General features: G+C 62.1%; 20 protein-coding genes. 4 read left to right on the forward strand and 16 right to left on the reverse strand.

What is annotated here, in order from left to right:
- Window positions 1-47 precede the first annotated feature (47 nt).
- The 3 genes from J3364_RS17845 to dxs all read left to right on the forward strand — a co-directional run bounded on the left by J3364_RS17845 (window position 48) and on the right by dxs (window position 3,231).
- Window positions 48-302, forward strand: coding sequence for an exodeoxyribonuclease VII small subunit (locus tag J3364_RS17845; RefSeq protein WP_123636022.1), 255 nt, complete (start codon window positions 48-50; stop codon window positions 300-302).
- Window positions 299-1,192, forward strand: a complete 894-nt coding sequence (locus J3364_RS17850; RefSeq protein ID WP_349559573.1) for a polyprenyl synthetase family protein — start codon at window positions 299-301, stop codon at window positions 1,190-1,192. Before J3364_RS17845 ends, J3364_RS17850 begins: the two co-directional genes overlap by 4 nt.
- 104 nt (window positions 1,193-1,296) lie before the next feature.
- On the forward strand, window positions 1,297-3,231 hold the full coding sequence (gene dxs / locus J3364_RS17855; RefSeq protein ID WP_349559574.1) for a 1-deoxy-D-xylulose-5-phosphate synthase: 1,935 nt from the start codon (window positions 1,297-1,299) through the stop codon (window positions 3,229-3,231).
- A gap of 303 nt (window positions 3,232-3,534) precedes the next feature.
- Here the strand turns inward: dxs and ribA are convergent, their stop codons facing one another.
- From ribA to J3364_RS17890, 7 genes are all read right to left on the reverse strand, one after another.
- Window positions 3,535-4,143 carry a GTP cyclohydrolase II gene (ribA, locus tag J3364_RS17860; protein ID WP_123636019.1) on the reverse strand — a complete coding sequence of 203 codons (609 nt, stop codon included), beginning with the start codon at window positions 4,141-4,143 and terminating at the stop codon, window positions 3,535-3,537.
- Window positions 4,144-4,237: 94 nt separating this feature from the next.
- Complete coding sequence (moaA, locus tag J3364_RS17865) at window positions 4,238-5,230, reverse strand: GTP 3',8-cyclase MoaA (RefSeq protein WP_349559575.1); 993 nt, start codon at window positions 5,228-5,230, stop codon at window positions 4,238-4,240.
- Between the two features lies 1 nt (window position 5,231).
- Window positions 5,232-5,711 carry a cyclic pyranopterin monophosphate synthase MoaC gene (gene moaC / locus J3364_RS17870; RefSeq protein WP_349559576.1) on the reverse strand — a complete coding sequence of 160 codons (480 nt, stop codon included), beginning with the start codon at window positions 5,709-5,711 and terminating at the stop codon, window positions 5,232-5,234.
- A 17-nt stretch (window positions 5,712-5,728) separates the two neighbouring features.
- Window positions 5,729-6,676 (reverse strand): Nudix family hydrolase, encoded by a 948-nt coding sequence (locus J3364_RS17875; protein WP_349559577.1) that lies wholly within the window; start codon window positions 6,674-6,676, stop codon window positions 5,729-5,731.
- Between the two features lies 1 nt (window position 6,677).
- Window positions 6,678-7,895: a bifunctional glutamate N-acetyltransferase/amino-acid acetyltransferase ArgJ gene (gene argJ / locus J3364_RS17880; RefSeq protein WP_349559578.1), complete on the reverse strand. Its 1,218-nt coding sequence runs from the start codon at window positions 7,893-7,895 to the stop codon at window positions 6,678-6,680.
- A gap of 154 nt (window positions 7,896-8,049) precedes the next feature.
- Entirely contained in the window at window positions 8,050-10,794 is a 2,745-nt protein-coding gene (gene secA / locus J3364_RS17885) for a preprotein translocase subunit SecA (RefSeq protein ID WP_349559579.1), read from the reverse strand.
- 383 nt (window positions 10,795-11,177) lie between these two features.
- Window positions 11,178-12,116 carry a M23 family metallopeptidase gene (locus J3364_RS17890; protein ID WP_349559580.1) on the reverse strand — a complete coding sequence of 313 codons (939 nt, stop codon included), beginning with the start codon at window positions 12,114-12,116 and terminating at the stop codon, window positions 11,178-11,180.
- A gap of 297 nt (window positions 12,117-12,413) precedes the next feature.
- Here J3364_RS17890 and J3364_RS17895 point away from each other — a divergent pair, with 297 nt between their 5' ends.
- Window positions 12,414-12,869, forward strand: a complete 456-nt coding sequence (locus J3364_RS17895; RefSeq protein ID WP_349559581.1) for a DciA family protein — start codon at window positions 12,414-12,416, stop codon at window positions 12,867-12,869.
- Window positions 12,870-12,879: 10 nt separating this feature from the next.
- On the opposite strand, the gene lpxC is transcribed toward J3364_RS17895, so the two are convergent.
- The 9 genes from lpxC to murD form a co-directional block, all read right to left on the reverse strand.
- Window positions 12,880-13,797, reverse strand: a complete 918-nt coding sequence (gene lpxC, locus J3364_RS17900) for a UDP-3-O-acyl-N-acetylglucosamine deacetylase (protein ID WP_123636011.1) — start codon at window positions 13,795-13,797, stop codon at window positions 12,880-12,882.
- Between the two features lie 170 nt (window positions 13,798-13,967).
- Complete coding sequence (gene ftsZ / locus J3364_RS17905) at window positions 13,968-15,125, reverse strand: cell division protein FtsZ (protein ID WP_203142422.1); 1,158 nt, start codon at window positions 15,123-15,125, stop codon at window positions 13,968-13,970.
- 111 nt (window positions 15,126-15,236) lie between these two features.
- Window positions 15,237-16,472 carry a cell division protein FtsA gene (gene ftsA, locus J3364_RS17910; protein ID WP_123636009.1) on the reverse strand — a complete coding sequence of 412 codons (1,236 nt, stop codon included), beginning with the start codon at window positions 16,470-16,472 and terminating at the stop codon, window positions 15,237-15,239.
- A 20-nt stretch (window positions 16,473-16,492) separates the two neighbouring features.
- Window positions 16,493-17,338, reverse strand: coding sequence for a cell division protein FtsQ/DivIB (locus J3364_RS17915; protein WP_349559582.1), 846 nt, complete (start codon window positions 17,336-17,338; stop codon window positions 16,493-16,495).
- A complete protein-coding gene (locus J3364_RS17920; RefSeq protein WP_349559583.1) occupies window positions 17,331-18,287 on the reverse strand; it encodes a D-alanine--D-alanine ligase in 957 nt (318 codons plus the stop codon). The genes J3364_RS17915 and J3364_RS17920 overlap by 8 nt, the downstream gene beginning before the upstream one ends.
- Complete coding sequence (gene murC / locus J3364_RS17925) at window positions 18,284-19,735, reverse strand: UDP-N-acetylmuramate--L-alanine ligase (protein ID WP_349559584.1); 1,452 nt, start codon at window positions 19,733-19,735, stop codon at window positions 18,284-18,286. The genes J3364_RS17920 and murC overlap by 4 nt, the downstream gene beginning before the upstream one ends.
- Window positions 19,728-20,810 (reverse strand): undecaprenyldiphospho-muramoylpentapeptide beta-N-acetylglucosaminyltransferase, encoded by a 1,083-nt coding sequence (murG, locus tag J3364_RS17930; RefSeq protein ID WP_349559585.1) that lies wholly within the window; start codon window positions 20,808-20,810, stop codon window positions 19,728-19,730. Before murG ends, murC begins: the two co-directional genes overlap by 8 nt.
- The gene (gene ftsW / locus J3364_RS17935) at window positions 20,800-22,002 is read right to left on the reverse strand and encodes a putative lipid II flippase FtsW (protein ID WP_349559586.1); all 1,203 of its coding nucleotides are present in this window, start codon (window positions 22,000-22,002) and stop codon (window positions 20,800-20,802) included. The genes murG and ftsW overlap by 11 nt, the downstream gene beginning before the upstream one ends.
- The gene (gene murD, locus J3364_RS17940) at window positions 21,999-23,342 is read right to left on the reverse strand and encodes a UDP-N-acetylmuramoyl-L-alanine--D-glutamate ligase (RefSeq protein ID WP_349559587.1); all 1,344 of its coding nucleotides are present in this window, start codon (window positions 23,340-23,342) and stop codon (window positions 21,999-22,001) included. Before murD ends, ftsW begins: the two co-directional genes overlap by 4 nt.
- Window positions 23,343-23,356 lie beyond the last annotated feature (14 nt).

Here is a 23,356-nt window from a genome sequence, read left to right on the forward strand (position 1 = left end):
TCTGATATACTCCGCCCCAAACAGACCTGCCGCGGAGAATCCCCGTCATGACTGACGAGACCGGCGTTACCATTGCCGACTTCGAAAAATCCCTCAACGAGCTCGAGGCCCTGGTCCGCGACCTGGAGCAGGGTGATCTGCCCCTCGAGAAATCGCTGGCGGCGTTCGAGCGCGGTGTCCGATTGACCCGCGAGTGCCAGCAGGCCCTGCGCCAGGCGGAGCAACGGGTGGAAAAACTGGTCAAGGCCGACGGCGACAACTTCGAGACCCAGCCGTTCCATGAGGACGAAGAGGGGCAATGAACAGCCAACCGATGAGCGAACTGCAGGCCCAGTGGCGCACCGTCATCGAAGCCACCCTGGACCGCTGGCTGGATAACCCGGACGCCCCGGCTCCCCGTCTGCAGGACGCCATGCGCTATGCGGTCCTGGGGGGTGGCAAGCGTATCCGGCCCATCCTGGCCATGGCCTCGTCGATGGCCATCGGCCATCCGCCGGATACGGCCCTCGTCCCCGGCTGCGCGGTTGAACTGATCCATGCCTATTCGCTGATTCACGACGACTTGCCCGCCATGGACGACGACGCCCTGCGCCGCGGCAAGCCCACGGTCCACATTGCCTTCGATGAAGCCACCGCGATCCTCGCCGGGGACGCCCTGCAGGCCCTCGCGTTCGAAGTGATTGGCTCCGAGGGCGATTACAGCGCCCCCACCCGCGTGCGGATGCTGCAGATCCTGAGCCGGGCCAGCGGCCAGGTGGGCATGGTCGGCGGCCAGGCCATCGATCTGGGCTCGGTGGGCCGAACCCTGCCACTGGAAGATCTGCAACGCATGCACCGATGCAAGACCGGCGCTCTGATTGAAGCCAGCATCAGCCTGGGCGCCTTGGCTGCGGAAACCGCCGACGAGACACAGATCGACGCGTTGCGGACCTATGGCCGGGCGCTGGGCCTGGCGTTCCAGGTGCAGGATGACCTGTTGGACATCGAAGGCGCTACCGACACCATCGGCAAGCCCCAGGGATCGGATGCCGCGCGTAATAAGCCCACCTATCCGGCGTGCCTGGGTATTGACGGCACCCGCGATCATCTTCGATCCTTGCAGGAACAAGCTGTCTCGGCGCTCGCAGTATTGGGTCGCAGCGCCGATCCGCTGCGCCAGATTGCCGATTTCGTCGTGACCCGGACGCATTAGGGGCCTCCAATGGACGCCCCAAGCCACATTTCCAAAGGGAAATGTGAAAGTCCGGTGACCGATCCCGTATAATCGCCCCATATCGATTCAGAAGATCTAAGCGGATGCAGGACACAACCATATTTAAGGAGATTCCGTCTCGCCAGCCCAACACGCCTCTGCTGGACCGGGTCAACACCCCGGATCAGCTGCGTGAGCTGAGTGAGGATCAGTTACCCCAACTGGCCCGGGAACTCCGCGCGTTCCTGCTGTGGAGCGTGGGCCAGTCCGGAGGCCATTTCGGCGCCGGGTTGGGCGTGCTGGAACTGACGGTGGCCCTGCACTACGTCTTCAATACCCCGGACGATCGCCTGGTCTGGGATGTGGGCCACCAGGCCTATCCACACAAGATCCTCACCGGCCGCCGCGCCCGCATGGGCACCATTCGCAAAAAGGACGGCCTGGCAGGCTTCCCCAAGCGCGGTGAAAGCGACTACGACACCTTTGGCGTGGGCCACTCCAGCACCTCCATCAGTGCGGCATTGGGCATGGCAATCGCCGCCCGCATGCAGGGCTCCAGGCGCAAGAGCATTGCCGTGATCGGTGACGGCGCCATGACCGCCGGCATGGCCTTCGAAGCCCTGACCCACGCCGGTCACCTGCGCACCAACATGCTGGTGATCCTGAACGACAACGACATGTCGATTTCCCAGAACGTCGGCGGTCTTTCCAGCTATTTTGCCAAGCTGCTGGCCAGTCGCACGTATAACCAGGTCCGCGACGGCAGCAAGAAATTTCTGCAGGGCGCGCCCAATCTGATGGCGTTCGCACGCAAGACGGAAGAACACTTCAAGGGGCTGATCGCCGGGGGCACTTTCTTTGAAGAGCTGGGATTCAACTACATTGGCCCGATCGACGGTCATGACCTGCCGCTGCTGATTGACACGCTGCAGAACATCCGCGAGCTGGACGGCCCGCAGTTTCTGCATGTGGTCACCAAGAAAGGCAAAGGCTTTGCACCGGCGGAAGCCGACCCCATTGGCTACCACGCCATCAACAAGATCGAGCCCAAGCCGCCGGTCAAACCGGCGGACAGCCAGCCGGCGCCCAAACTGCCCAAGTACGCCAACGTCTTCGGTCAGTGGTTGTGCGACTCTGCGGAGCAGGACGAGCGCGTGGTGGGCATTACGCCGGCCATGCGCGAGGGCTCGGACCTGGTCAAATTCAGCGAACGTTTCCCCGATCGCTATTACGATGTGGCCATTGCCGAGCAGCACGCCGTCACCTTCGCCGCCGGCCTGGCCTGCGACGGGGCCAAGCCCGTGGTGGCGATCTATTCCACCTTCCTGCAACGGGCCTATGACCAGCTGATCCACGATGTCGCCATCCAGAATCTGGATGTCCTGTTCGCCATCGACCGCGCCGGCCTGGTGGGCGAGGACGGCCCGACCCACGGCGGCGCCTTCGACATCAGCTACCTGCGCTGCATCCCCAACATGGTGGTGATGGCGCCGTCCGATGAAAACGAGACCCGACTGCTGCTGCAGACCGGTCTGGCCCACGAAGGCCCGGCTTCGGTGCGATACCCTCGTGGCACGGGTCCCGGCGCGGTGATCGATACCGCCCTGAAAACGGCTCCCATCGGCAAGGGCCGGATCATTCGCGAAGGCAAGCGCATTGCCCTGCTGAACTTCGGCACCCTGCTGTCCACGGCTCTGCCGGCTGCAGAAGCACTGGATGCCACCGTCGCCGACATGCGCTTCGTCAAACCGCTGGACACTGACCTGATTCGGGATTTGGTGGAACAGCATGACCTGATCGTGACGCTTGAGGAAAACGTGGTCGCCGGCGGTGCCGGTAGCGCCGTGTCCGAATACCTCAACGGCGAAGGGATCGAAGCGTCATTGCTGCAGATTGGCCTGCCGGACCAGTTCATCGAACACGGTAAGCACGGCGAGCAGCTTGAGGAATGCGGCCTGACCACTGAAGCCATTCGGACACGAATTGACGACCGTTTGACCCAGATGAGCGATCTGAAAGCGTTGCGGGCGGTTAAATAGGCGGGGCACCTTGCCCCTTTAGGGCATTTCAGTTGCGTAGGTTGGGCTGACGCAGGAAGCCCAACAGAGGATTTCTCGGAGAAGTCTTCAAAACGAGTGCTTCTCCGATCAGAACATTAGCAGGCAGGGCGAAACAGACTCGATGTCATAGCCAACTGAAGACTTCGGTTGTTGGGCTTCCTGCGTCAGCCCAACCTACGTGGCAACTATATACTCGAGTGTGCCTCGAAATGTTGCCAACGCTTCAGCTTCGGAGCAGCCCGCCAGGGCTGCCATTCCTTCCAAAAGCGAATCCGCCAGAACTCAGGCCTCGTCGTCCTGATGCGTCTCCAGCCAGTGGCCCAGCTTGCTCTGCTTTGTGGCGAGGTAATTTTCGTTATGGGGATTGCGGCCCACGTGCAGCGGCACCCGTTCGACGATGTCGATACCCAGGCCGCGAAGGGCGTTAACCTTTCGGGGGTTGTTGGTCATGAGCTTGAGGCGGGCGATGCCCAGGTGATCCAGCATGTCCTTGCACATGCTGTAATCCCGCAGATCCGCCGCAAACCCCAACTGCTCGTTGGCTTCGACGGTGTCCGCGCCCTGGTCCTGCAGGTGATACGCCCGGATTTTATTCAGCAGGCCAATGCCCCGGCCTTCCTGACGCAGGTACATGAGAATCCCCCGCCCTTCCCGGGCAATACTGCGCAACGCTTCTTCCAGCTGATAACCGCAGTCACAGCGCATGCTGTAGAGCGCATCGCCGGTGAGGCATTCGGAGTGGGTGCGGGCCAGCACGGGCGCATCCCCGTCGACCGACCCGAGGGTCAGTGCGACGTGCTCCTTGCCGGTGTCCGGTTCCTCGAACCCATGCATGTCGAAAACGCCGAAAGGCGTTGGGAGTCGGCAGCTCTGGACATAGCGAACGGCCACGGCGTTACCTCACTCAGATTAACAGGCGGCGCATTTTAGCAGAATGGACCGGGTCGGCGTACCCTGAAACCTACGTAGATGCGCCCGATCCGTATCAACCGCCCGTGGCGTTCATGAAGCGAAGAATCTGGGGTTCGGCATCGTGGGAGAAATAATGCCGCTCCGGTTTGAGCGTCATGGCCTCATGCAGCGCCTTCTGCACCGCCAGGTCGTCCCCCGGCCGCGAGCGGATCACTTCGCGCAGGTCCATGGAGTGTTCATTGCCCAGGCACAACAGCAGACGCCCTTCCGTGGTCAAACGCACCCGGTTGCAGTCGCCGCAGAAGTTATGGCTGTGCGGGGAAATAAAGCCAATTCGGTTGGGATGGCCATCCACCTGCCAGTAGCGGGACGGCCCCCCCGTGTCATCGCCAACCGGTTGCAGGTCAAAAACCGTGGCCAGCGTCTCGCGAATCTCGTCACTGGAGCAGAAGGCTTCGGCCCGATCGTGCTCGGTGATAACCCCCAGGGGCATTTCTTCGATAAAGCTGATATCGAGGCCCTTTTCCACCGCAAAGCGAACCAGGGGTATCACTTCGTCCGCGTTACGCCCCTTTAGGACGACGGCATTGAGCTTGGTATGCTGGAATCCGGCTCGCTGGGCAGCATCGATGCCGGCCAGTACCCGCTCCAGCTTGCCAATCCGGGTCAGTTCCCGGAATCGATCGGGGTCCAGGCTGTCCAGGCTGATATTGAGCCGGTCCACTCCCGCTGCCTTGAGCGGCTCGGCGAATTCCTCCAGACGGCCGCCATTGGTGGTCATACACAGTTCGCGCAGCCCTGGCAGCGCTTTCAGTCGCTCGGCCAGACCTACCACACCCGGCCGCACCAGCGGCTCTCCACCAGTCAGACGAATCTTGCGGACGCCACAGGCAACCAGGTTGCGGGCAATGACTTCAATTTCTTCCAGGCACAGGATCTCGGACTTGGGCAGAAAAGTCATGTCCTCGGACATGCAATACACACAACGAAAATCGCAGCGATCCGTGACGGAGATGCGGACGTACGTGACCTCCCGCCCAAAATTGTCCACCAGCGCTGCCGTCATGCTACCCCCTTTTCCAGTGTCCAGACCGCCCGCCCTGCTTCTCGAGCAGACGCACATCCCGGATAACCATACCCCGGTCCACGGCTTTACACATGTCGTAAAGCGTCAATGCGGCGATGTTAACCGCCGTCAGCGCTTCCATTTCGACCCCGGTCTGCCCCGTCAGTCGGCAGACCGCCTCCAGATGCACGCCAGTGGCGCCGTCAGACACGGGAGTCAGATGGACCTTCACCGAGGTCAGGTTCAGGGCATGGCACAGCGGAATCAGCTCGTGGGTCTTCTTGGCCGCCATGATGCCGGCAATGCGGGCCGTGGCCAGCACGTCGCCCTTGGGGTGCTCGCCGTCGACGATCATCGCGACCGTTTCGGGCCGCATGGCGATAAACCCTTCGGCCCGCGCCTCACGGCTGGTGACGGCTTTTTCCGTCACATCGACCATGCGCGCGGCGCCGGTTTCGTCCAGATGGGTCAGTTCACTCAATCGTTTTTCTCCAGTATTCAATTCCGCCACCAGGTGCCAATACCCGCGACGCCCTGTGCCCCGGCTTCGCGGGCCTGATTCACGTCGTTCAACGCCAATCCGCCCAGTGCATACACTGGCATCGTGGCCGTGGACACCAGGTCCGTAAATCGGGGCCATCCCATGGGCGCCGCATCCGGGTGACTGGCCGTTCTGGCGACCGGGCCCAGGGTGGCAAAATCAGCGCCCAAACGAGCGGCGTGCGCCAATTCCTCACCCTGATGACAGGATACGCCCAACAACCCCGCACTGGCCAACGGTCGCGCATCGAGATGCCGGGCCACTCGCCATGGCAGGTGTATGCCGGCCGCGGGCACGGACTCCAGGAGCGCCGGGTCGCCGTGGAGCATCAAGCGTATCGAGCGAGCCGAACACCAGTCGAGAAGTTGGCGGGCGGCGTCCCGATAGGCTTCGCGGGACAGCCAGGGCGCGCGGAACAGGCAGATTGACGGTGACAGCTCCGCAAGATGCCGGCACGTCTGCGCAACCAGCGGCCCACTGTCCAGACCGGCGCCACCCGTGATCAGGTATTGATGAGGCAATCTCAAGGCCCGGATGATCGGCCGGTTTGCGGCCGGAAAATCGTCATCGCTCAGGGCATCCAGCGCCAACCATTGCACCGGCTGCCCTTCCCGCCCGTGCGGTACGCCCTCAAAGCGCACAGTCTCCCAGACATCGAGAAACACCCGTTTGTCGCCGTAGTCGTGGCGAATGCCGATCACCGACTGAAGGTCGCCCTCGGCGATGCGGATGCCGACTTCCTCATCCAGTTCGCGAACCAGCGCTTGCTGAACACGCTCACCGGGCTCGACCTTGCCGCCGGGAAACTCCAGCAAACCGCCCTGATGCGCCTCATCGGGGCGCCGGGCAATCAGGATGCGATTCCCCTGGCGCACCACACCGACGGCGACATGCACTTCCTTCATATCAGGTCCGGTACTCGGCGTTGATGGTCACGTAATCGTGGGACAAGTCGCAGGTCCAGACCGTCTCGCTGACGTCACCCCGACCCAGCGCAATACGGATGCTGATGTCAGACTGGTCCATTACCGCCTGACCGCGTGCTTCGGTGTAATCCGCTGCCCGGCCGCCGTTGCGCACCAGCGCCACATCCCCCAAGTCGATCTCGATGTTGGTCAGATCCAGGTCCGGCACACCCGCGCGGCCGACCGCTGCCAGGATGCGGCCCCAGTTCGGGTCCGACGCAAACAAGGCCGTCTTGACCAGAGGCGAGTGGGCAAGCGTGTAGGCCACATCCAGTGCTTCCTGCCGGCTGCCCGCCGTCTCCACGCGAATGGTGATGAACTTGGTAGCGCCCTCACCGTCCCGTACGATCGCATGGGCCAGGGTCATGAACAGCTCTCGCAGCGCTTCACGGAAGGCCGGCAGGTGTGGACTGTCGGCGGTCAGCTCCGGTGCGTCGCTCTTGCCAGTGGCCACCAGCATGCAACAGTCGTTGGTCGAGGTATCGCCATCGATGGTGATGCGATTGAACGACTGCTCCCCCAGCTCCGAAACCAGCGCCTGCAGCAGCGAGGACTCGATGGCGATATCCGTGGCAATAAAGCCCAGCATGGTCGCCATATTGGGTCGGATCATGCCAGCGCCCTTGCTGATTCCGGAAATGTGGACCGGCTGACCGTCGACCTCCAGTCGTCGGGTGGCGCCCTTGGGCAAAGTGTCGGTCGTCATGATGCCTTCGGCGGCCTCAGCCCAACGGGTTTCCGACAGGGTATCCAGCGCTTCCGGCAGGCCATTGCGGATTTTCTCCACCGGCAGCGGTTCGCCGATGACACCGGTGGAGAAGGGCAGCACCTGCTGGGCGGTGACACCGGACAGCTCCGCCAGCGCCGCACAGCAGGCCTCTGCATCGGTGCGTCCCTGCTCGCCGTTTCCAGCGTTGGCGTTACCCGTATTGATCATCAGGTAACGCGGCGCCGCCTGCCCCAAATGATCCCGGGTCACCAGTACCGGTGCCGCACAGAACTGGTTTCGCGTAAAAATGCCGGCCACACGGGCGCCTTCATCCAGCGCCATCAGTACCAGATCGCGACGCCCCGGCTTCTTGATGCCAGCCCGGGCCACGCCCAGACGCAGACCGGCCACGGGGTAGAAATCCGGCAAGGGGCCCAATCCAACCGCCATGCTTATTCTCCTGGTTTGGGGAACCTCCAATCGGCTCCTCAGATACGAAAAACGTCCGCTCTCCCGGCCCGCTACAGCGGCTCCGATTCAGCGGACGTTGCTTGTTCCTGAGCACTGCCCGCCGGGGCCGACAGTGCCTGTTTCAAGTCGTCTATCAGGCCACCCGGCCGTGACACTGCTTGTATTTCTTACCGGAGCCGCACGGGCAGGGCTCGTTCCGCCCGACTTTGCGCTCACTGCGCACGTAGGTCTCCGGTTGGCCCTGGGCCTGTTGCTGCTCATCGTCGCCGTCACCGGCAGCTGATTGCGCGGTGGCGCTGGCCTGCTCATGCTTCAGGTTGGCAGCGGCCATCTGGCGCTCCAGCTCTTCACGGCGCCGACGCTCGATCTCTTCCATCTCAGTCTCACCCTGGACCCGCACGTGGCAGAGAATCCGGGTGACGTCTCGTTTCATGGCATCCAGCATGGCTTCGAACAGGTTGAACGCCTCACGCTTGTATTCCTGTTTCGGGTTCTTCTGAGCATAGCCGCGCAGGTGGATACCGCGACGCAGATGATCCATGTTGGACAGGTGCTCTTTCCAGAGCGTATCCAGCACCTGCAGGAAGACCTGTTTCTCGAAGTTGCGCATGGCTTCGGCGCCGGCAACCTCTTCCTTCTCACGGTAGACCTTGATGATTTCCTCGAGAATGCGCTCCCGCAGGTTCTCTTCGTAGAGACTCTGGTCTTCATCCAGCCATTTCTGGACCGGCAGTTCCACCGCCAGTTCAGACTGCAACTGAGCCTCAAGGCCGGCGATATCCCACTGTTCCGGCATGCTCTGCGGCGGGATGTACTCGCTGATCACACTGTCGACCACATCGGCGCGCACGGTATCGACCAGCTCGCTGATGTCTTCGGAAGCCATGACCTCGTTACGCTGCTCGTAGATGACACTGCGCTGGTCGTTGGCGACATCGTCGTACTCCAGCAGCGTCTTACGCATGTCGAAGTTACGGCCTTCAACCTTGCGCTGTGATTTTTCGATGGCGTTGGTGACCATGCGGTGCTCGATGGCCTCGCCCTTCTTCATGCCCATTGCCTGCATGATGTTCTTCACGCGATCCGGGGCGAAGATCCGCATCAGGTTGTCTTCCAGCGACAGGAAGAAACGGGAGGAGCCCGGATCCCCCTGACGGCCGGCACGACCACGCAGCTGGTTGTCGATACGGCGGGATTCGTGACGTTCGGTACCCACAATGTGCAGGCCGCCCGCTTCCAATACCTTGTTGTGGGTCTCGGTCCACTCCGCCTTGACCCTGGCCACCTGCTCTTCGGTCGGATTTTCCAACTGGGCGACCTCTTCTTCCCAGTTACCACCGAGCACGATGTCCGTACCCCGGCCCGCCATGTTCGTGGCGATGGTCACCGCCCCCGGACGACCGGCCTGGGCGATGACGTGGGCTTCTTTCTCGTGCTGCTTGGCGTTCAGGACCTGGTGGTCGATCTTGGCCTTGCGCAGCAGCATCGACAGCAGTTCGGAGGCTTCGATGGAGCCGGTGCCCACCAGCACCGGACGACCTTCACTGGTGACGTCCTTGATCTCGTCGATGATCGCCTGGTACTTCTCTTCCTGCGTCAGGTAGACCAGGTCGTTGTAGTCAATACGCTGGATCGGACGGTTGGGCGGAATAACCACCACGTCCAGGCCGTAGATCTGACGGAATTCGAAGGCTTCCGTGTCGGCGGTACCGGTCATACCGGCCAGCTTGTTGTAGAGACGGAAATAGTTCTGGAAGGTGGTGGAGGCCAGGGTCTGACTCTCGGCCTGGATATTGACGCCTTCTTTGGCCTCGATGGCCTGGTGCAGGCCCTCGCTCCAGCGGCGGCCCGGCATGGTCCGGCCGGTGTGTTCATCAACGATCACCACCTGACCGCCCTGGACAATGTAGTCCACGTCGCGCTGGAACAGGTGATGAGCCCGCAGCGCAGAATGCACGTGGTGCAGAAGACTGAGGTTCGACGCGGAGTAGAGGCTTTCCTCTTCACCCAGCAGTCCCTTCTCGATCAGCAGGTCTTCCACTTTCTCATGACCGGCTTCGGTCAACTCGACCTGGCGGCTCTTTTCGTCGATGGTGAAATCACCGGAGGGCTCGCCCTCTTCCACCGGTTCGCCCTTTTCCAGGCTCGGAACCAGCGTATTCACCGCCAGGTAGATCTTGGAGCTGTCTTCCGCCGCACCGGAGATGATCAGCGGAGTACGCGCTTCATCGATCAGGATGGAGTCAACTTCGTCCACAATGGCGTAGTTCAGGCCGCGTTGCACCTTATCGGCGGTGCTGAACGCCATGTTGTCGCGCAGGTAATCAAAACCGAATTCGTTGTTGGTGCCGTAGGTGATGTCGGCGGCGTAGGCTTCACGCTTGGCCGCAGCATCCTGACCGGCAACGATGACGCCCACCTGCAGGCCGAGGAAGCGATAGAGCTTGCCCATCCACTCGGCATCCCGGGAGGCGAGGTAGTCGTTGACGGTCACCACGTGAACGCCATCCCCCGGGAGGGCATTGAGATACACGGAAGCCGTTGCCACCAGGGTCTTACCCTCGCCGGTCTTCATCTCGGCGATGCGGCCTTCGTGCAGCGTCATGGCACCGATCATCTGGACGTCGAAGTGCCGCATGCCCAGCACCCGTTTGCCCGCTTCCCGGGCCGTGGCGAAGGCTTCGGGCAGCAGTTGATCCAGGGTTTCGCCCTCGTCCAGCCGACGCCGGAACTCGGCTGTTTTGCCCTGCAGTTCGGTGTCCGACAGCGCCCCGAAGGACTCCTCCAGCTCATTGATCCGGGAGACGGCCTTCCGCATCCGCTTAATTTCTCGGGCGTTTTTACTGCCGAACAACTTCGTTGCGACCTTCGTGAACATAGACCACTGCTTCTTTGATTAACGAAATGCACCCAGTGACCCGGTCGGCCACAGGCGCCTGCCAATTCAGGACCCCTTGCGGGGGAAGGCATCACAGAAGACACCGTACCGAGGCACGATGGGACAAGGGGACCCATCCCGGGTATGCCTTGAGAACGACTGAAAAAGTCCCGGAATCCGGAGGTTGGCCTGCGAGGCTGAGCTTTTCAGAAGTCCCCCTACAAAGACGGCATTCTAACCTTATTTCTTTTGCGGGCGAAAGGTACGGCCTTGTCCTCGGGTGACAGCTCACATTACAGGGTGTTAGTGCGCTATTGAAGAGCGGGCCGGCCACAAAAAAGCCACTGGAGGCGAACCCGCAGTGGCTTTTTGCTGACGCTGACTCAGCGACTGGCCCGCTGGATGTAATCTTCCGGGTCCAGCGTCTTGCCGTTGCGCCGCACCTCAAAATGAACGTGGGGCCCGGTGGAACGACCGGTGCTGCCCATCTGGGCAACCACTTGTCCTTTCTCGACGACGTCGCCGACGGACACGTCCACCTTCTTGCAGTGGGCGTAGCGGGTGCGCAAGCCGTTGCCGTGGTCGATCTCGACCAGGTTGCCGTAGCCATAACGGTCACCGGCCCAGGTGACAACGCCCGCAGCCACGGAAATGATATCGCTGCCTTCCTTGCCGGCCAGATCAACGCCGCTGTGCCAGGCGCGCTTGCCGGTAAACGGATCGGTGCGATAGCCGTAGTGAGATGACAGCCAGCCCCATTTGATGGGACGACCGGCCACGAAACGCTCTTCCTCGATACGCTCGCGAGACAACAGCTGATCCAGCAGGCGCAGTTGCTGCTCGCGATTACTGATGCGGGCATCGAGCTGATCGATCATGGCGCTCAGCTCCGGGGTCTGGAAGGATTCGCCACCACCGGCTTCTTCCGGACCACCCACCGCCGGAGCCTGGTCAAAATCAAACTCGCCGTTATCCAGATGAGCGGATTCCACCAGACGCTGCCCCAGGGCGTCGAGCCGCAGCAAACGCCCCTGCATCTGGCCCAGGCGCAAGGTCAGCGCATCCACCTGCTGACCGGCGGTCTGCCGCACATGCTGCAGCTGCGCCCTTTGCTCACCCAGGCGGGATTCCCAGCTTTTGACCAGAGGCGCCGAGGCACCATAGGCGACGGGCTCCGGCGCCTTGGACGCCAGCCTGTATCCGGCCCAACCGGCGCCACCCATGACGGCAGCGCCCAGCACCAACGCGCAGGCGACAACGCCGAAGCCAACGTGCAGCGACCGGGACTGCCCGGGATTCTTGCCAACGAAGATAATGTTCATAATAAGTTGATCACATTCCCCGAACGACGCCGGTCTTGTTACCGCCAGCTATCGCCCAACACAAACGCGCCTGTCTGACACCCATGCCCTGCCGCCTCAAGACGGGCCATATCGACATGGGTACGATCACGGTTTCCCGACCTCCGCCTTGAAACAGCGCTGGACAGGGACCAATTCAAGAGGGTAAAAACAGTCTAATACAGGCCACATCCACAAACCGTGCCAAATAGTAACCAATCGTAACGGGTACCGTCGAGTCCCGGCGCCGTCCAGAGCACCGAATGCCGTGAGAAAACGATGAAGCGCAAGACGCAACTCACACTGGATCCCAGCGATTCCCGCCACGAGCCCAACCTGCGCAGGTTGCTGGCCCATGCCGAGATCCACCGTCGGGCGGAACAGCTGGTGCTGGCCTCCATCCCGGCCAACCTGCGTGACCACTGCCGCTTTCTCAGTTATCACGATGGCGATCTGGCCGTGTCGGCCGACGGCAGCGTCGTGGCCAGCCAGGTGCGGCTGCGCCAGCGCGAGATTCTGGCGGAATTGAGAAAAGATCCGGATTTCCAGTACGCCTGGCGCTTGAAGGTCAAGGTGACACCGCCGCGCCCGAAGGCACAGGCCGTGCTCAAGAAGGAGCCGTTAAGCAACGAAAATGCCCGGCTCCTCAAGGAGGAAGCCGGGCATACGAAGGACGAAGGTTTACGCGAAGTTCTCGAAAAACTCTCCCGTCACGTCAAGGACGGGGAGGACTGAGTATCCTTCCTCAGGCCTGGGACGCGAGAACGGGCTTGAGATACGAAATCGGAGCCGTGGCCTCGTCTTCGAAGGTCACCACTTCCCACGCATCTTCTTCAGCCAGCAGCTTGCGCAGCAGCTTGTTGTTCAGGTCGTGACCTGACTTCACGCCGCGGAATTCGCCAATCAGGCTATTACCCAGCAGGTAAAGGTCGCCAATGGCGTCCAGCACCTTGTGCTTGACGAACTCATCTTCGTAACGCAAGCCGTCTTCGTTGAGGATCTTGTAGTCGTCAACGACGATGGCGTTGTCCACACTGCCGCCCAGCGCCAGGTTCATGGAGCGCAACTTCTCGATGTCACGCATGAACCCGAAGGTGCGGGCCCGGCTGACTTCCTTCACGAACGACGTGCTGGAAAAGTCTACCGTGGCGTTCTGGGCACGGCCTTTGAAGACCGGGTGGTCAAAATCGATGCCGAAACTGACCTTGAAGCCTTCAAACGGCAGGAACGTCGCCTTCTTGTCGTCTTCTTCCAGCGTCACTTCCCGCTTGATGCGGATGAAGCGCTTGGCCGCGTCCTGCTCGGCAATGCCCGCCGATTGCAGGAGAAAGACGAAAGGCCCGGCACTGCCGTCCATGATGGGTACTTCGGCCGCACTCAGCTCCACGAAGCAGTTGTCGATGCCCAGCCCCGCCATAGCGGAGAGCAGGTGCTCGACGGTTGCCACGCGGACACCGTTCTTGACCAGTGTCGTGGACAGCATGGTTTCGCCGACGTTCTCAGCGCACGCCTTGATCTCGACAACCGGATCCAGATCCGTCCGCCGAAACACAATCCCTGTCTCGACCGGCGCAGGCTTGAGCGTCAGATAGACTTTCTCACCCGAGTGCAAACCGACACCGGTCGCACGGATGGTGTTTTTGAGCGTACGTTGTCTGATCATCGTACAAAAATCCGTCACAAATGTTAGATATTATTCGGGCAAAAACTGCGCGAAGCTTATCAGAAAGTCCTACTGAACACCATTTAACCAATCGGTAATGTCTGAAGGCTATGGCTATGACCTTTCTAGCTTCTTTCTATTCTATCCCGAATCCCTATTGAGACAGCTTATCAATCCGCCTGACGGCGCAGGAATGCGGGAATATCGAGATAATCCACGCTCTGCTCTTCGCCGTCACGCTCCTGATCGATCGCCACATTGCCATTGGCAACGGCGCGACGACGCAGGACCGCCGGACGATCCAGCTGGTGATAGTCTGTCTTGCCATCCAGGGTGCGGGTGTTGTCGACCACCTTGGTCGGCTTGTCGCGCTCGCCACCCAGGCCAGTTGCAACCACGGTCACCTTCAGCTCGTCGGTCATTTCCGGATCGATCACGGTGCCCACAACCACGGTGGCGGCGTCAGAGGCAAACTCGCGAACAATGTCGCCCACCTCGGAGAATTCGCCCAGGTTGAGGTCCATACCGGCGGTGATGTTGACCAGGATGCCTTTCGCGCCCTGCAGGTTGATGTCTTCCAGAAGCGGGCTGCGCACGGCGGCTTCGGCGGCTTCGCGGGCGCGATTCTCGCCGGTGGCGCGGGCCGTCCCCATCATCGCCATGCCCATCTCGGACATCACGGTTTTCACGTCGGCAAAGTCGACGTTGATCATGCCGTTGCGGGTAATCAGGTCGGCAATGCCCTGTACGGCGCCCAACAGCACGTCGTTGGCGGCCGCGAAGGCATCGAGCAGACTAGTCTTCTTACCCATAACTGCAAGCAGTTTTTCGTTAGGAATCGTAATCAGCGAGTCGACGCTGTCTTCCAGATCTTTCAGACCGGACTCGGCAACCGTCATCCGCTTGCCACCTTCGAAGGTGAACGGCTTGGTGACGACCGCGACGGTCAGGATGCCCAGCTCGCGGGCCACTTCGGCCACGATCGGCGCTGCGCCGGTCCCGGTACCGCCACCCATACCCGCGGTGATGAACACCATGTCCGCGCCTTGCAGCGCCTCGGCGATGCGGTCACGGTCTTCCAGGGCGGCCTGGCGACCGACTTCCGGGTTGGCACCGGCACCCAGCCCCTTGGTGATGTTGCCACCCAGCTGGATGACCTGTTTGGCGCCCATATCGGCCAGGGCCTGGGCGTCTGTGTTGGCGCAGATGAATTCCACACCTTCGATGTCGCTGGTAAGCATGTGACGGACGGCATTACCGCCACCACCACCGACGCCAATGACTTTAATGACTGCGTTCTGTTGAACGTTATCGACCAGTTCGAACATTTCCCCTACTCCTTCGTTATCTTTCCGGCCTTCGGTGACCGATATTTTTTCGAGAGACCTTCGTTTTTTACTGCTCCGGCAATGCCGGTCATGCCACGTTTACCGGGTTCGTCAGAAATTCCCTGTGAACCAGGCTTTCATGCGCTCCAGCAGAGAGGGGGCATCCTCCTGCTTGAGCACCGGCCCCTTACCCAGATCCATCTGGCGGAACCCGTAGATCAACAACCCGACACCCGTGGCGTAGATCGGGTTATTGACTACATCGGTCATGCCGGACACGGCCTGCGGTGACGCCAGGCGCACCGGCATGTGGAAAATTTCTTCGGCCAGTTCCACGACACCTTCCATCGTGGACGAGCCACCTGTGATGACGATCCCGGCCGGGATCATCTCTTCAAAGCCCGAGCGGCGCAGTTCCGCCTGCACCAGAGTGAACAGCTCCTCGTAGCGCGGCTCGACCACCTCGGCCAGCGCCTGGCGCGACAGATCCCGCGGCGCACGCTCGCCCACGCTCGGCACCTTGATGGTTTCATCGGCACCGGCCAGCTGAGTCAGCGCGCAGGCGTACTTGATCTTGATTTCCTCGGCGTTCTGCGTGGGCGTCCGCAGGGCCATGGCAATGTCGTTGGTGACCTGGTCACCGGCAATCGGAATGACCGCCGTGTGCCGGATCGCGCCGCCGGTGAAGACGGCGATATCGGTGGTGCCGCCGCCGATGTCCACCACGCACACGCCCAGTTCCTTCTCGTCCTCGGTCAGCACGGCGTAGCTGGACGCCAGTTGCTCGAGGATGATGTCGTCCACATCCAGGCCACAGCGGCGCACGCATTTCTCGATGTTCTGCGACGCATTTACCGCGCAGGTCACCAGATGCACCTTGGCTTCCAGACGCACACCGGACATGCCCAGGGGCTCCTTGATGCCCTCCTGGTTATCGATCACGAATTCCTGGGGCAGGATGTGGAGCACTTTCTGGTCCGCCGGAATCGCGACGGCCTGGGCCGCATCGATGACCCGGTCGATATCGGCCTGGGTCACTTCCCGATCCCGGATCGCCACAATGCCGTGGGAGTTGAGGCTGCGGATATGACTGCCCGCAATACCGGCGTAGACCGAATGGATACGGCATCCGGCCATCAGCTCGGCTTCCTCGACCGCCCGCTGGATCGCGTGCACCGTGGTTTCGATGTTCACCACCACACCGCGCTTGAGACCGCGGGACGGATTGGATCCGATCCCGACGATCTCGATCGTGCCGTCGAGTTTGCGCTTGCCGACAATGGCCACCACCTTGGAGGTGCCAATATCCAGGCCGACAATCATGTTTTCCGTTTCATCCCCTGACATGTGCTCACCAATTGAATGGTCTATGAATTTTTCTCAGGCGCTTTCTCAAGCGTCTTCCAGCGCACCGCCACACCGTTGGTGTAGCGGGCATCAATGCGTTCCACTTCATCGGCGCGCGAGGCCAGTCGTTTCTGGTAGACCGTCATAAACCGGTCGAAGCGACTGTCCACCTGGTCACGCCCCAGGGCGACTTCAATGCCGTTGGACAGTTTCAACGTCCAGGCGCCCCGCTTTTCCAGGGTCAGGCCGGCGAAGCCGATGTCCTTGTCATGCAGCTTGTTGGCCATTTTCCGGGCCACTGACACCACTTCCCCGGCCCGCTCCTCCGGTCCCGCCAGATGCGGCAGGCTACCTGCCACTTGCGGGTTTGCCGGCCGGAACACGTGACCCGAGCGACCAATCAGCTCGCCGTCATTCCAGTAGGCCAGCGGGCGCTCCTCACGGATGTCGATCGCCAGTCGGTCGGGCCAGACCCGGCGCACCGCGGCGGATTCCACCCAGGGCTCACGCTCGACCTGGTGCTTTACATCCTCCAGGTCGGTGGCGAAGAAGCTGCGACCCACCCAGTTGCCCAAGTCCGCACGCAGCTGCTGCTTGTCCAACCCCTTGAGATCACCCTTCACTTCCACATCCACGATGGGCCGATCCAGCGCATTCAGCGCCGAGCCCGTCGCCCAGGGGACAAGCCCGGCGAGGATAAGCACTGCCGTTCCCAGCGAGACCTGCAGCCATGGCAGCGTCTGTAGCCAACCCCAGATCACGCCCAGCGGATTGAACCGCTGGCGATCCGGCTCCATCGACGTGGCCCCGCGCCGACGCGGCGGCTCCGGGGGTTGACGCATACGCAGGCTCAGCAGGTCACGCATCGGCGTTCTCCAGGGTGTCCTCAAGGATCCGGACCACCAGTTCCTCAAAACTCATACCAGCGGCTCGAGCCGCCATGGGCACCAGACTGTGGTCTGTCATGCCGGGAACGGTGTTGACTTCCAGCAGCCAGAATTCGCCGTCTGCGTCCTGCATGATGTCGACCCGCCCCCAGGAGCGGCAGCCCACCACCCGGAAGGCCTCCAACGCCAGCTGTTGCAGGCGCAACTCGTCGTCTGGCGCCAATCCGCACGGCACCTGATAACGGGTGTCGTCACTCAGGTACTTGGCGTCGTAGTCGTAGAACACGTGATCGGTACTCAGGCCGATCGCCGGCAGCGCGTGCCCCTGCAGCACGCTGACCGTAAATTCCGGGCCTTCCACCCATTCCTCGATCAGCACCAGAGGGTCGTGTTCGCTGGCCGCTTCATAGGCCTCCACCAGTTCCTCGCGGCTGCTGACCTTGCGAATGCCGATGCTCGACCCTTCCCGGGCCGGCTTGACGCTCAGTGGCATACGCAGTGCCGCCACGATGCCGTCCGCATCCTGCACCGAAGCCATGGTGCGGAACTTCGGTGTTTTCAGACCGCAACCTTCGAACACGTATTTGGTGCGCAGTTTGTCCATGGCCAGGGCCGAGGCCAGCACATCGCTTCCGGTATAGGGGATGCCGGACTCCGACAGAATCGCCTGAATGGTGCCGTCCTCACCGCCGCGACCGTGCAGGGCGATAAAGACCCGGTCGCAATCCTCCGGGCTCACTGCGTTGAGCAGGCTACCCTGAACGTCAATGCCAAACGCGTCCACGCCGGCGGCGATCAGGGCATTCAGCACGGCGTCGCCACTTTTCAGCGAGACCGCCCGCTCAGCGGAATTGCCCCCCATCAGGACCGCCACGCGGCCAAGCGCATTCACCAGATCCGGATCGGCGCGATAGATTGGTGCCGTCATGCGCCACCTCCCGCCTTGAGCCCGGAAGCGGCCAGCCGCGCTGCCACGCCGCCGATGTCACCGGCGCCCTGGGTGAACAGCACATCGCCGTCCTTCAGGGTGCGTGACAGGAGTTTCTGGATGTCGTCGTCCTTCTCGACGAAGATCGGCTCGATGTTGCCGCGCTGACGGATACTGCGGCAGAGGCTGCGCCCGTCTGCCCCGGGAATGGCCGGCTCGCCGGCGGCGTACACGTCCATCAATAACAGCGCGTCCACGTCGGACAGCACTTTGACGAAGTCTTCATAGAGATCCCGCGTCCGACTGTAACGATGCGGTTGATACAGCATCACCACACGGCGGTCCGGCCAGGCTTCCCGGGCCGCTCGGATCACCGCGGCCACTTCAGTGGGGTGATGACCGTAGTCGTCCACCAACGTGACCGTGCCGTCTTCGATCGGGTAATCGCCATAGACCTGGAAACGCCGCCCGACGCCGGCAAAGCCGGCGAGACCACGGACGATCGCATCATCATCGACGCCCTCGTCACTGGCGACGGCAATCGCCGCCAGCGCGTTGAGAACGTTGTGGCGACCGGGCATACGCAGGGAGACCTTGAGATCCGACCGACCGCCGGGCCGCTTGACCACAAAGTGGGTCTGCAGACCGTCGGACTGGATGTCGGTTGCGCGATAGTCCGCCGCCTCATCCTCGATGCCATAGGTGATGATGGCTCGTGAGATCCGAGGGGTAATTTCCCGCACGTAAGCGTCGTCACTGCACATCACCGCCACGCCGTAGAACGGGAGGTTGTGAAGGAAATCGACAAACGTCTGTTTAAGCTTCTCCAGATCGTTGCCGTAGGTGTGCATGTGATCCGCTTCGATGTTGGTCACCACGGAAATCACCGGCGTCAGGTGCAGGAAAGACGCATCGCTCTCATCCGCTTCCGCCACCAGATAGCGCGAACCGCCCAGTTGGGCATTGGTACCGGCGCTGTTGAGCTTGCCGCCGATCACAAACGTGGGGTCCAGGCCGGCCTCGCCCAGCACCGAGGCAATCAGGCTGGTGGTGGTGGTCTTGCCGTGGGTCCCGGCGACCGCAATGCCGTGGCGATAGCGCATGATCTCCGCCAGCATTTCCGCCCGGGGAACGATCGGCACACGACGATCCCGGGCCGCTTTCACTTCCGGGTTCTCCGCGTTGACGGCCGTCGATACCACGACCACGTCAGCGTCCGCACTGTTTTCCTCGCGGTGGCCGATAAAGATCTGCACACCCAGGCTTTTCAGGCGTTCGGTCACGGCGCCGGCTTTCAAATCGGAGCCAGACACCTCATACCCCTGGTTATGCAGGACTTCCGCAATACCACACATGCCCGCGCCGCCGATGCCGACGAAATGGATGCGGCGGATCCGGCGCATTTCCGGAACCTGATACACCAGCGGCGGATTGGTTGATTCAGCCATGGGCCGCCTCCAGACAATAATTCACAACTCGCTCCGTAGCGTCGGCCCGGGCCAGTGAGCGGGCCGCATCCGCCAGCGCCGCCACTTTCTGGCGATCGCTGCAGAGGGTGCTCAGGGTGTCGGCCAACACGTCATCTGTCAGTTTGCTCTGCGGGATCAGGATCGCTGCCCCCGCCTGTACCATTTGCTGCCCGTTCAGGGTCTGGTGATCGTCCACCGCGTGGGGGAACGGCACCAGGATGGCGCCCAGCCCTACCGCGCAGAGTTCGGCGATGGTCAACGCCCCTGCCCGGCACAACACGAGGTCGGCCCAACCGTAGGCCTCGGCCATGTCGCTGATAAACGGTTCCAACGTCGCGGTCACACCCGCTGCGTCGTAGGCCGCCTCGGTGGTCTCAAGGTTACGCGTTCCGCACTGGTGGCGAACGGTCGGGCGCTGATCTTCCGGCATCAACGCCAGTGCACGCGGCAGCGTCGTATTAATCGCCTGGGCACCGAGACTGCCGCCCAGCACCAGCAGGCGAACCGGTCCGTTCCGCTCGGCAAACCGGGCCTCCGGCGCCGCCATTTGAGCCAGGTCGCCACGTACCGGGTTGCCGGTATAGCGAGTCACCACCTGCTTGCCAAAGCTGCCGGGAAACGCTTCCATCACCGTCTCGGCAAAGCGGGCCAGGATCCGGTTGGTCATGCCGGCGATCGCGTTCTGTTCGTGAACCAGCAGCGGCGTCCGGGTCAGCCAGGCCGCCACACCGCCGGGACCGGTCACAAAGCCGCCCATGCCGATAACGCAATGCGGCTTGATTCGACGCATCACACCCAGCGCCTGGACCAGCGCCCGCCCCAGCTTGAACGGAGCCAGCAGCAGAGCCAGCCGGCCCTTACCGCGCAATCCGGAGACGGTAATCGTTTCCATCGGGATATCCGTCTCGCCGATAAGCCGTTCTTCCATACCGCCGCGGGAACCGAGCCAGAACACCTCATGGCCCTGTTCCTGCAGACGACGGGCTGTTGCCAGCGCCGGGAACACGTGCCCGCCGGTGCCACCGGCCATGATCAGGAAGCGCCTAGTCGTCATAACTGGCCCCTCCTTTGGTTTTTGCCTTGCCTTGACCGCCCTCGCTGGCCTGCTCCAGCTTGTCCAGACGCTCCATCTCGATGCGCGCCAGAACCCCGACACAGACACAGGTGGCCAGCAGGCTGCTGCCGCCATAACTGACCAGCGGCAAGGTCAGCCCCTTGGTGGGCAACAGGCCCGTATTCACCGCGATGTTGATCGCCGCCTGCAGCCCAATCAGCAGCGTCAGGCCGTAGCCGAAACAGGACGCAAACGGCATCCCCGCCTGCTCCGCGCGGCGCGAAATCACCAGCCCCACCCACACCAGCAGTCCGAACAGCAGCAGGATGCACAGCGAGCCGATCAGCCCGAATTCCTCGGCGATGATCGCGAAAATAAAGTCGGTGTGGGCCTCCGGCAGATAAAAGAGCTTCTGCACCGAATTGCCCAGCCCGACGCCAAACCACTCGCCCCGGCCGAAGGCGATCAGCGACTGGGTCAGCTGGTAACCGGTGTCGAACTGGTCCTGCCAGGGATCGAGATACGACACCACCCGCTTCAGCCGGTAGGGCTGGAATACCACCAGTGCCACACCCAAGGCCAGGCACACGGCGATCAGCGGCAGGAAGCGGCTCAGGCGCACGCCGGACAGGAAGATCATCCCCAAGGCCGCGGTCATCAACACGACCGTCGCACCGAAGTCCGGCTCGATGACCAGCAACATGGACGCGAAGCCGAGCACCAACACCGGCTTGAGGAAGCCGAACCAAGTATTCACCAGCTCGTCGCGGCGACGCACCACATAACCGGCGAGGTAGGCGATCAGGCAGATCTTGGCCACCTCGGACACCTGCACGTTGAACAGGCCCAACGGAATCCAGCGGGTCGACCCGTTTACCGTCCGACCCAGCGGCGTCAATACCAGCGCCAGGGTCAATAAACCGATGCCCAGCAACAGCCAGCCGCTGCGTTCCCACCAGCTCAGGGGCACGTTGGCCACCACCAGGCAAAGTGCCGCGCCCATGAAGGCGTACACAAACTGGCGACTGATGTAGTAGTAGGCGTTGTCCATGTTTTGCGCGGCCGTGTCCATGGACGCGGAGCCGATCATGACCACGCCGATCAGCAACAGCGTCACAGCACTGAAGATCAACAGGGGCAGTGGCTGCAGGCCACCGGTGCGCGGCAGTTTCATGGCAAGCGTTGCGTTCATGACAGCGCCTCCACCTGCTCGATGAAGGCGGCACCGCGCGCCTCGTAATTGGTGAACATGTCCAGGCTGGCACAGGCCGGCGACAACAGGACGCGATCGCCCGGTTCCGCCAACTGGCTTGCTTCACGGACCGCGCCGGCCAGATCATCCACGCGGCGCACATCGGCCTCGCTGGACAGAGCCTCTTCCAGCAGGCCCGCGTCCTTACCAAACACCATGACTGCCCGGCAGCTTTGGCGCACCGGCGCCTTCAGCGGTGTGAAATCGGCGCCTTTACCGTCACCGCCGGCAATCAGTACCAGCTTGCCCCGGGCCGGCCGCAGGCTTTCCAGAGCAGCCACTGTGGCTCCCACGTTGGTGCCCTTGGAGTCGTTGATGTACTCCACGCCATTCACCGTGCGAACAAACTGGCAACGGTGAGGCAGCCCCTCGAACTGGCGGGCGACGTTCAACATGGCCTCCATCGGGAGCCCCACACAGTCCCCCAATGCCAGCGCTGCCATCACATTCAGCAGGTTGTGGCGACCGATCAACCGCAGCTCATCAGCGCGGATCAGGTTATCGAAGCCGTAGGTGATCCAGAGCTGACCGTCATCCTCGCGCAGACTGAAGGTGTCCGGGTTGATGCGGTGTTCGCCATAACAACGGAACGTCAGGTTGTCCCGGGCCATGGGCTGGCTCAGGGCATCGTCCAGGTTGATCACCGCCTTCTCGCAGCCGTTGTAGATGCGCTGCTTGGCCTGGAAATACGCCATCTTGGTGGGATAGCGATCCATATGATCGTCGGTCACGTTGAGGATGGTCGCCGCCGCGGCGTTCAGCTCTTCGGTGGTTTCCAACTGGAAGCTGGACAGTTCAAGCACGTACAGCTCAACGTCCTCCGCCAGCAGATCCAGCGCCGGCGTGCCGATGTTGCCACCGACCGCGACGTTCACTCCGGCACCACGGGCCATTTCGCCCACCAGGGTGGTGACGGTCGTCTTGCCGTTGGAGCCGGTGATCGCCACGATCGGGGCCCGGGCCGCCTCACTGAACAGGTCGATATCCCCGCGAATGTGCGCGCCTTTCTCCTTGGCTTCCTTGATCGCCGGAGTCGCAATGCTGATACCGGGGCTGACCACCAGCTCGTTAAAGCCGGCAAACAACTCGGCATCGAATTCACCCAAATGAACCGGCACGTCCGGCCAGTTCTGGCGCAATTCGTCCAGGCCCGGCGGTTGCTGCCGGGAATCCGCCACGGCAACAGACCGCCCCTGTTCACACAGGTAGCGCACGCACGAGAGCCCGGTCTTACCGAGCCCTACGATCAATGTGCGACGATCTGAAACAATGACACTCATCGACGATCCAACCG

The organism is Marinobacter sp. NFXS9 (assembly GCF_040148665.1).
In the GTDB taxonomy this organism is placed as follows: Bacteria; Pseudomonadota; Gammaproteobacteria; order Pseudomonadales; family Oleiphilaceae; genus Marinobacter_A; species Marinobacter_A mangrovi.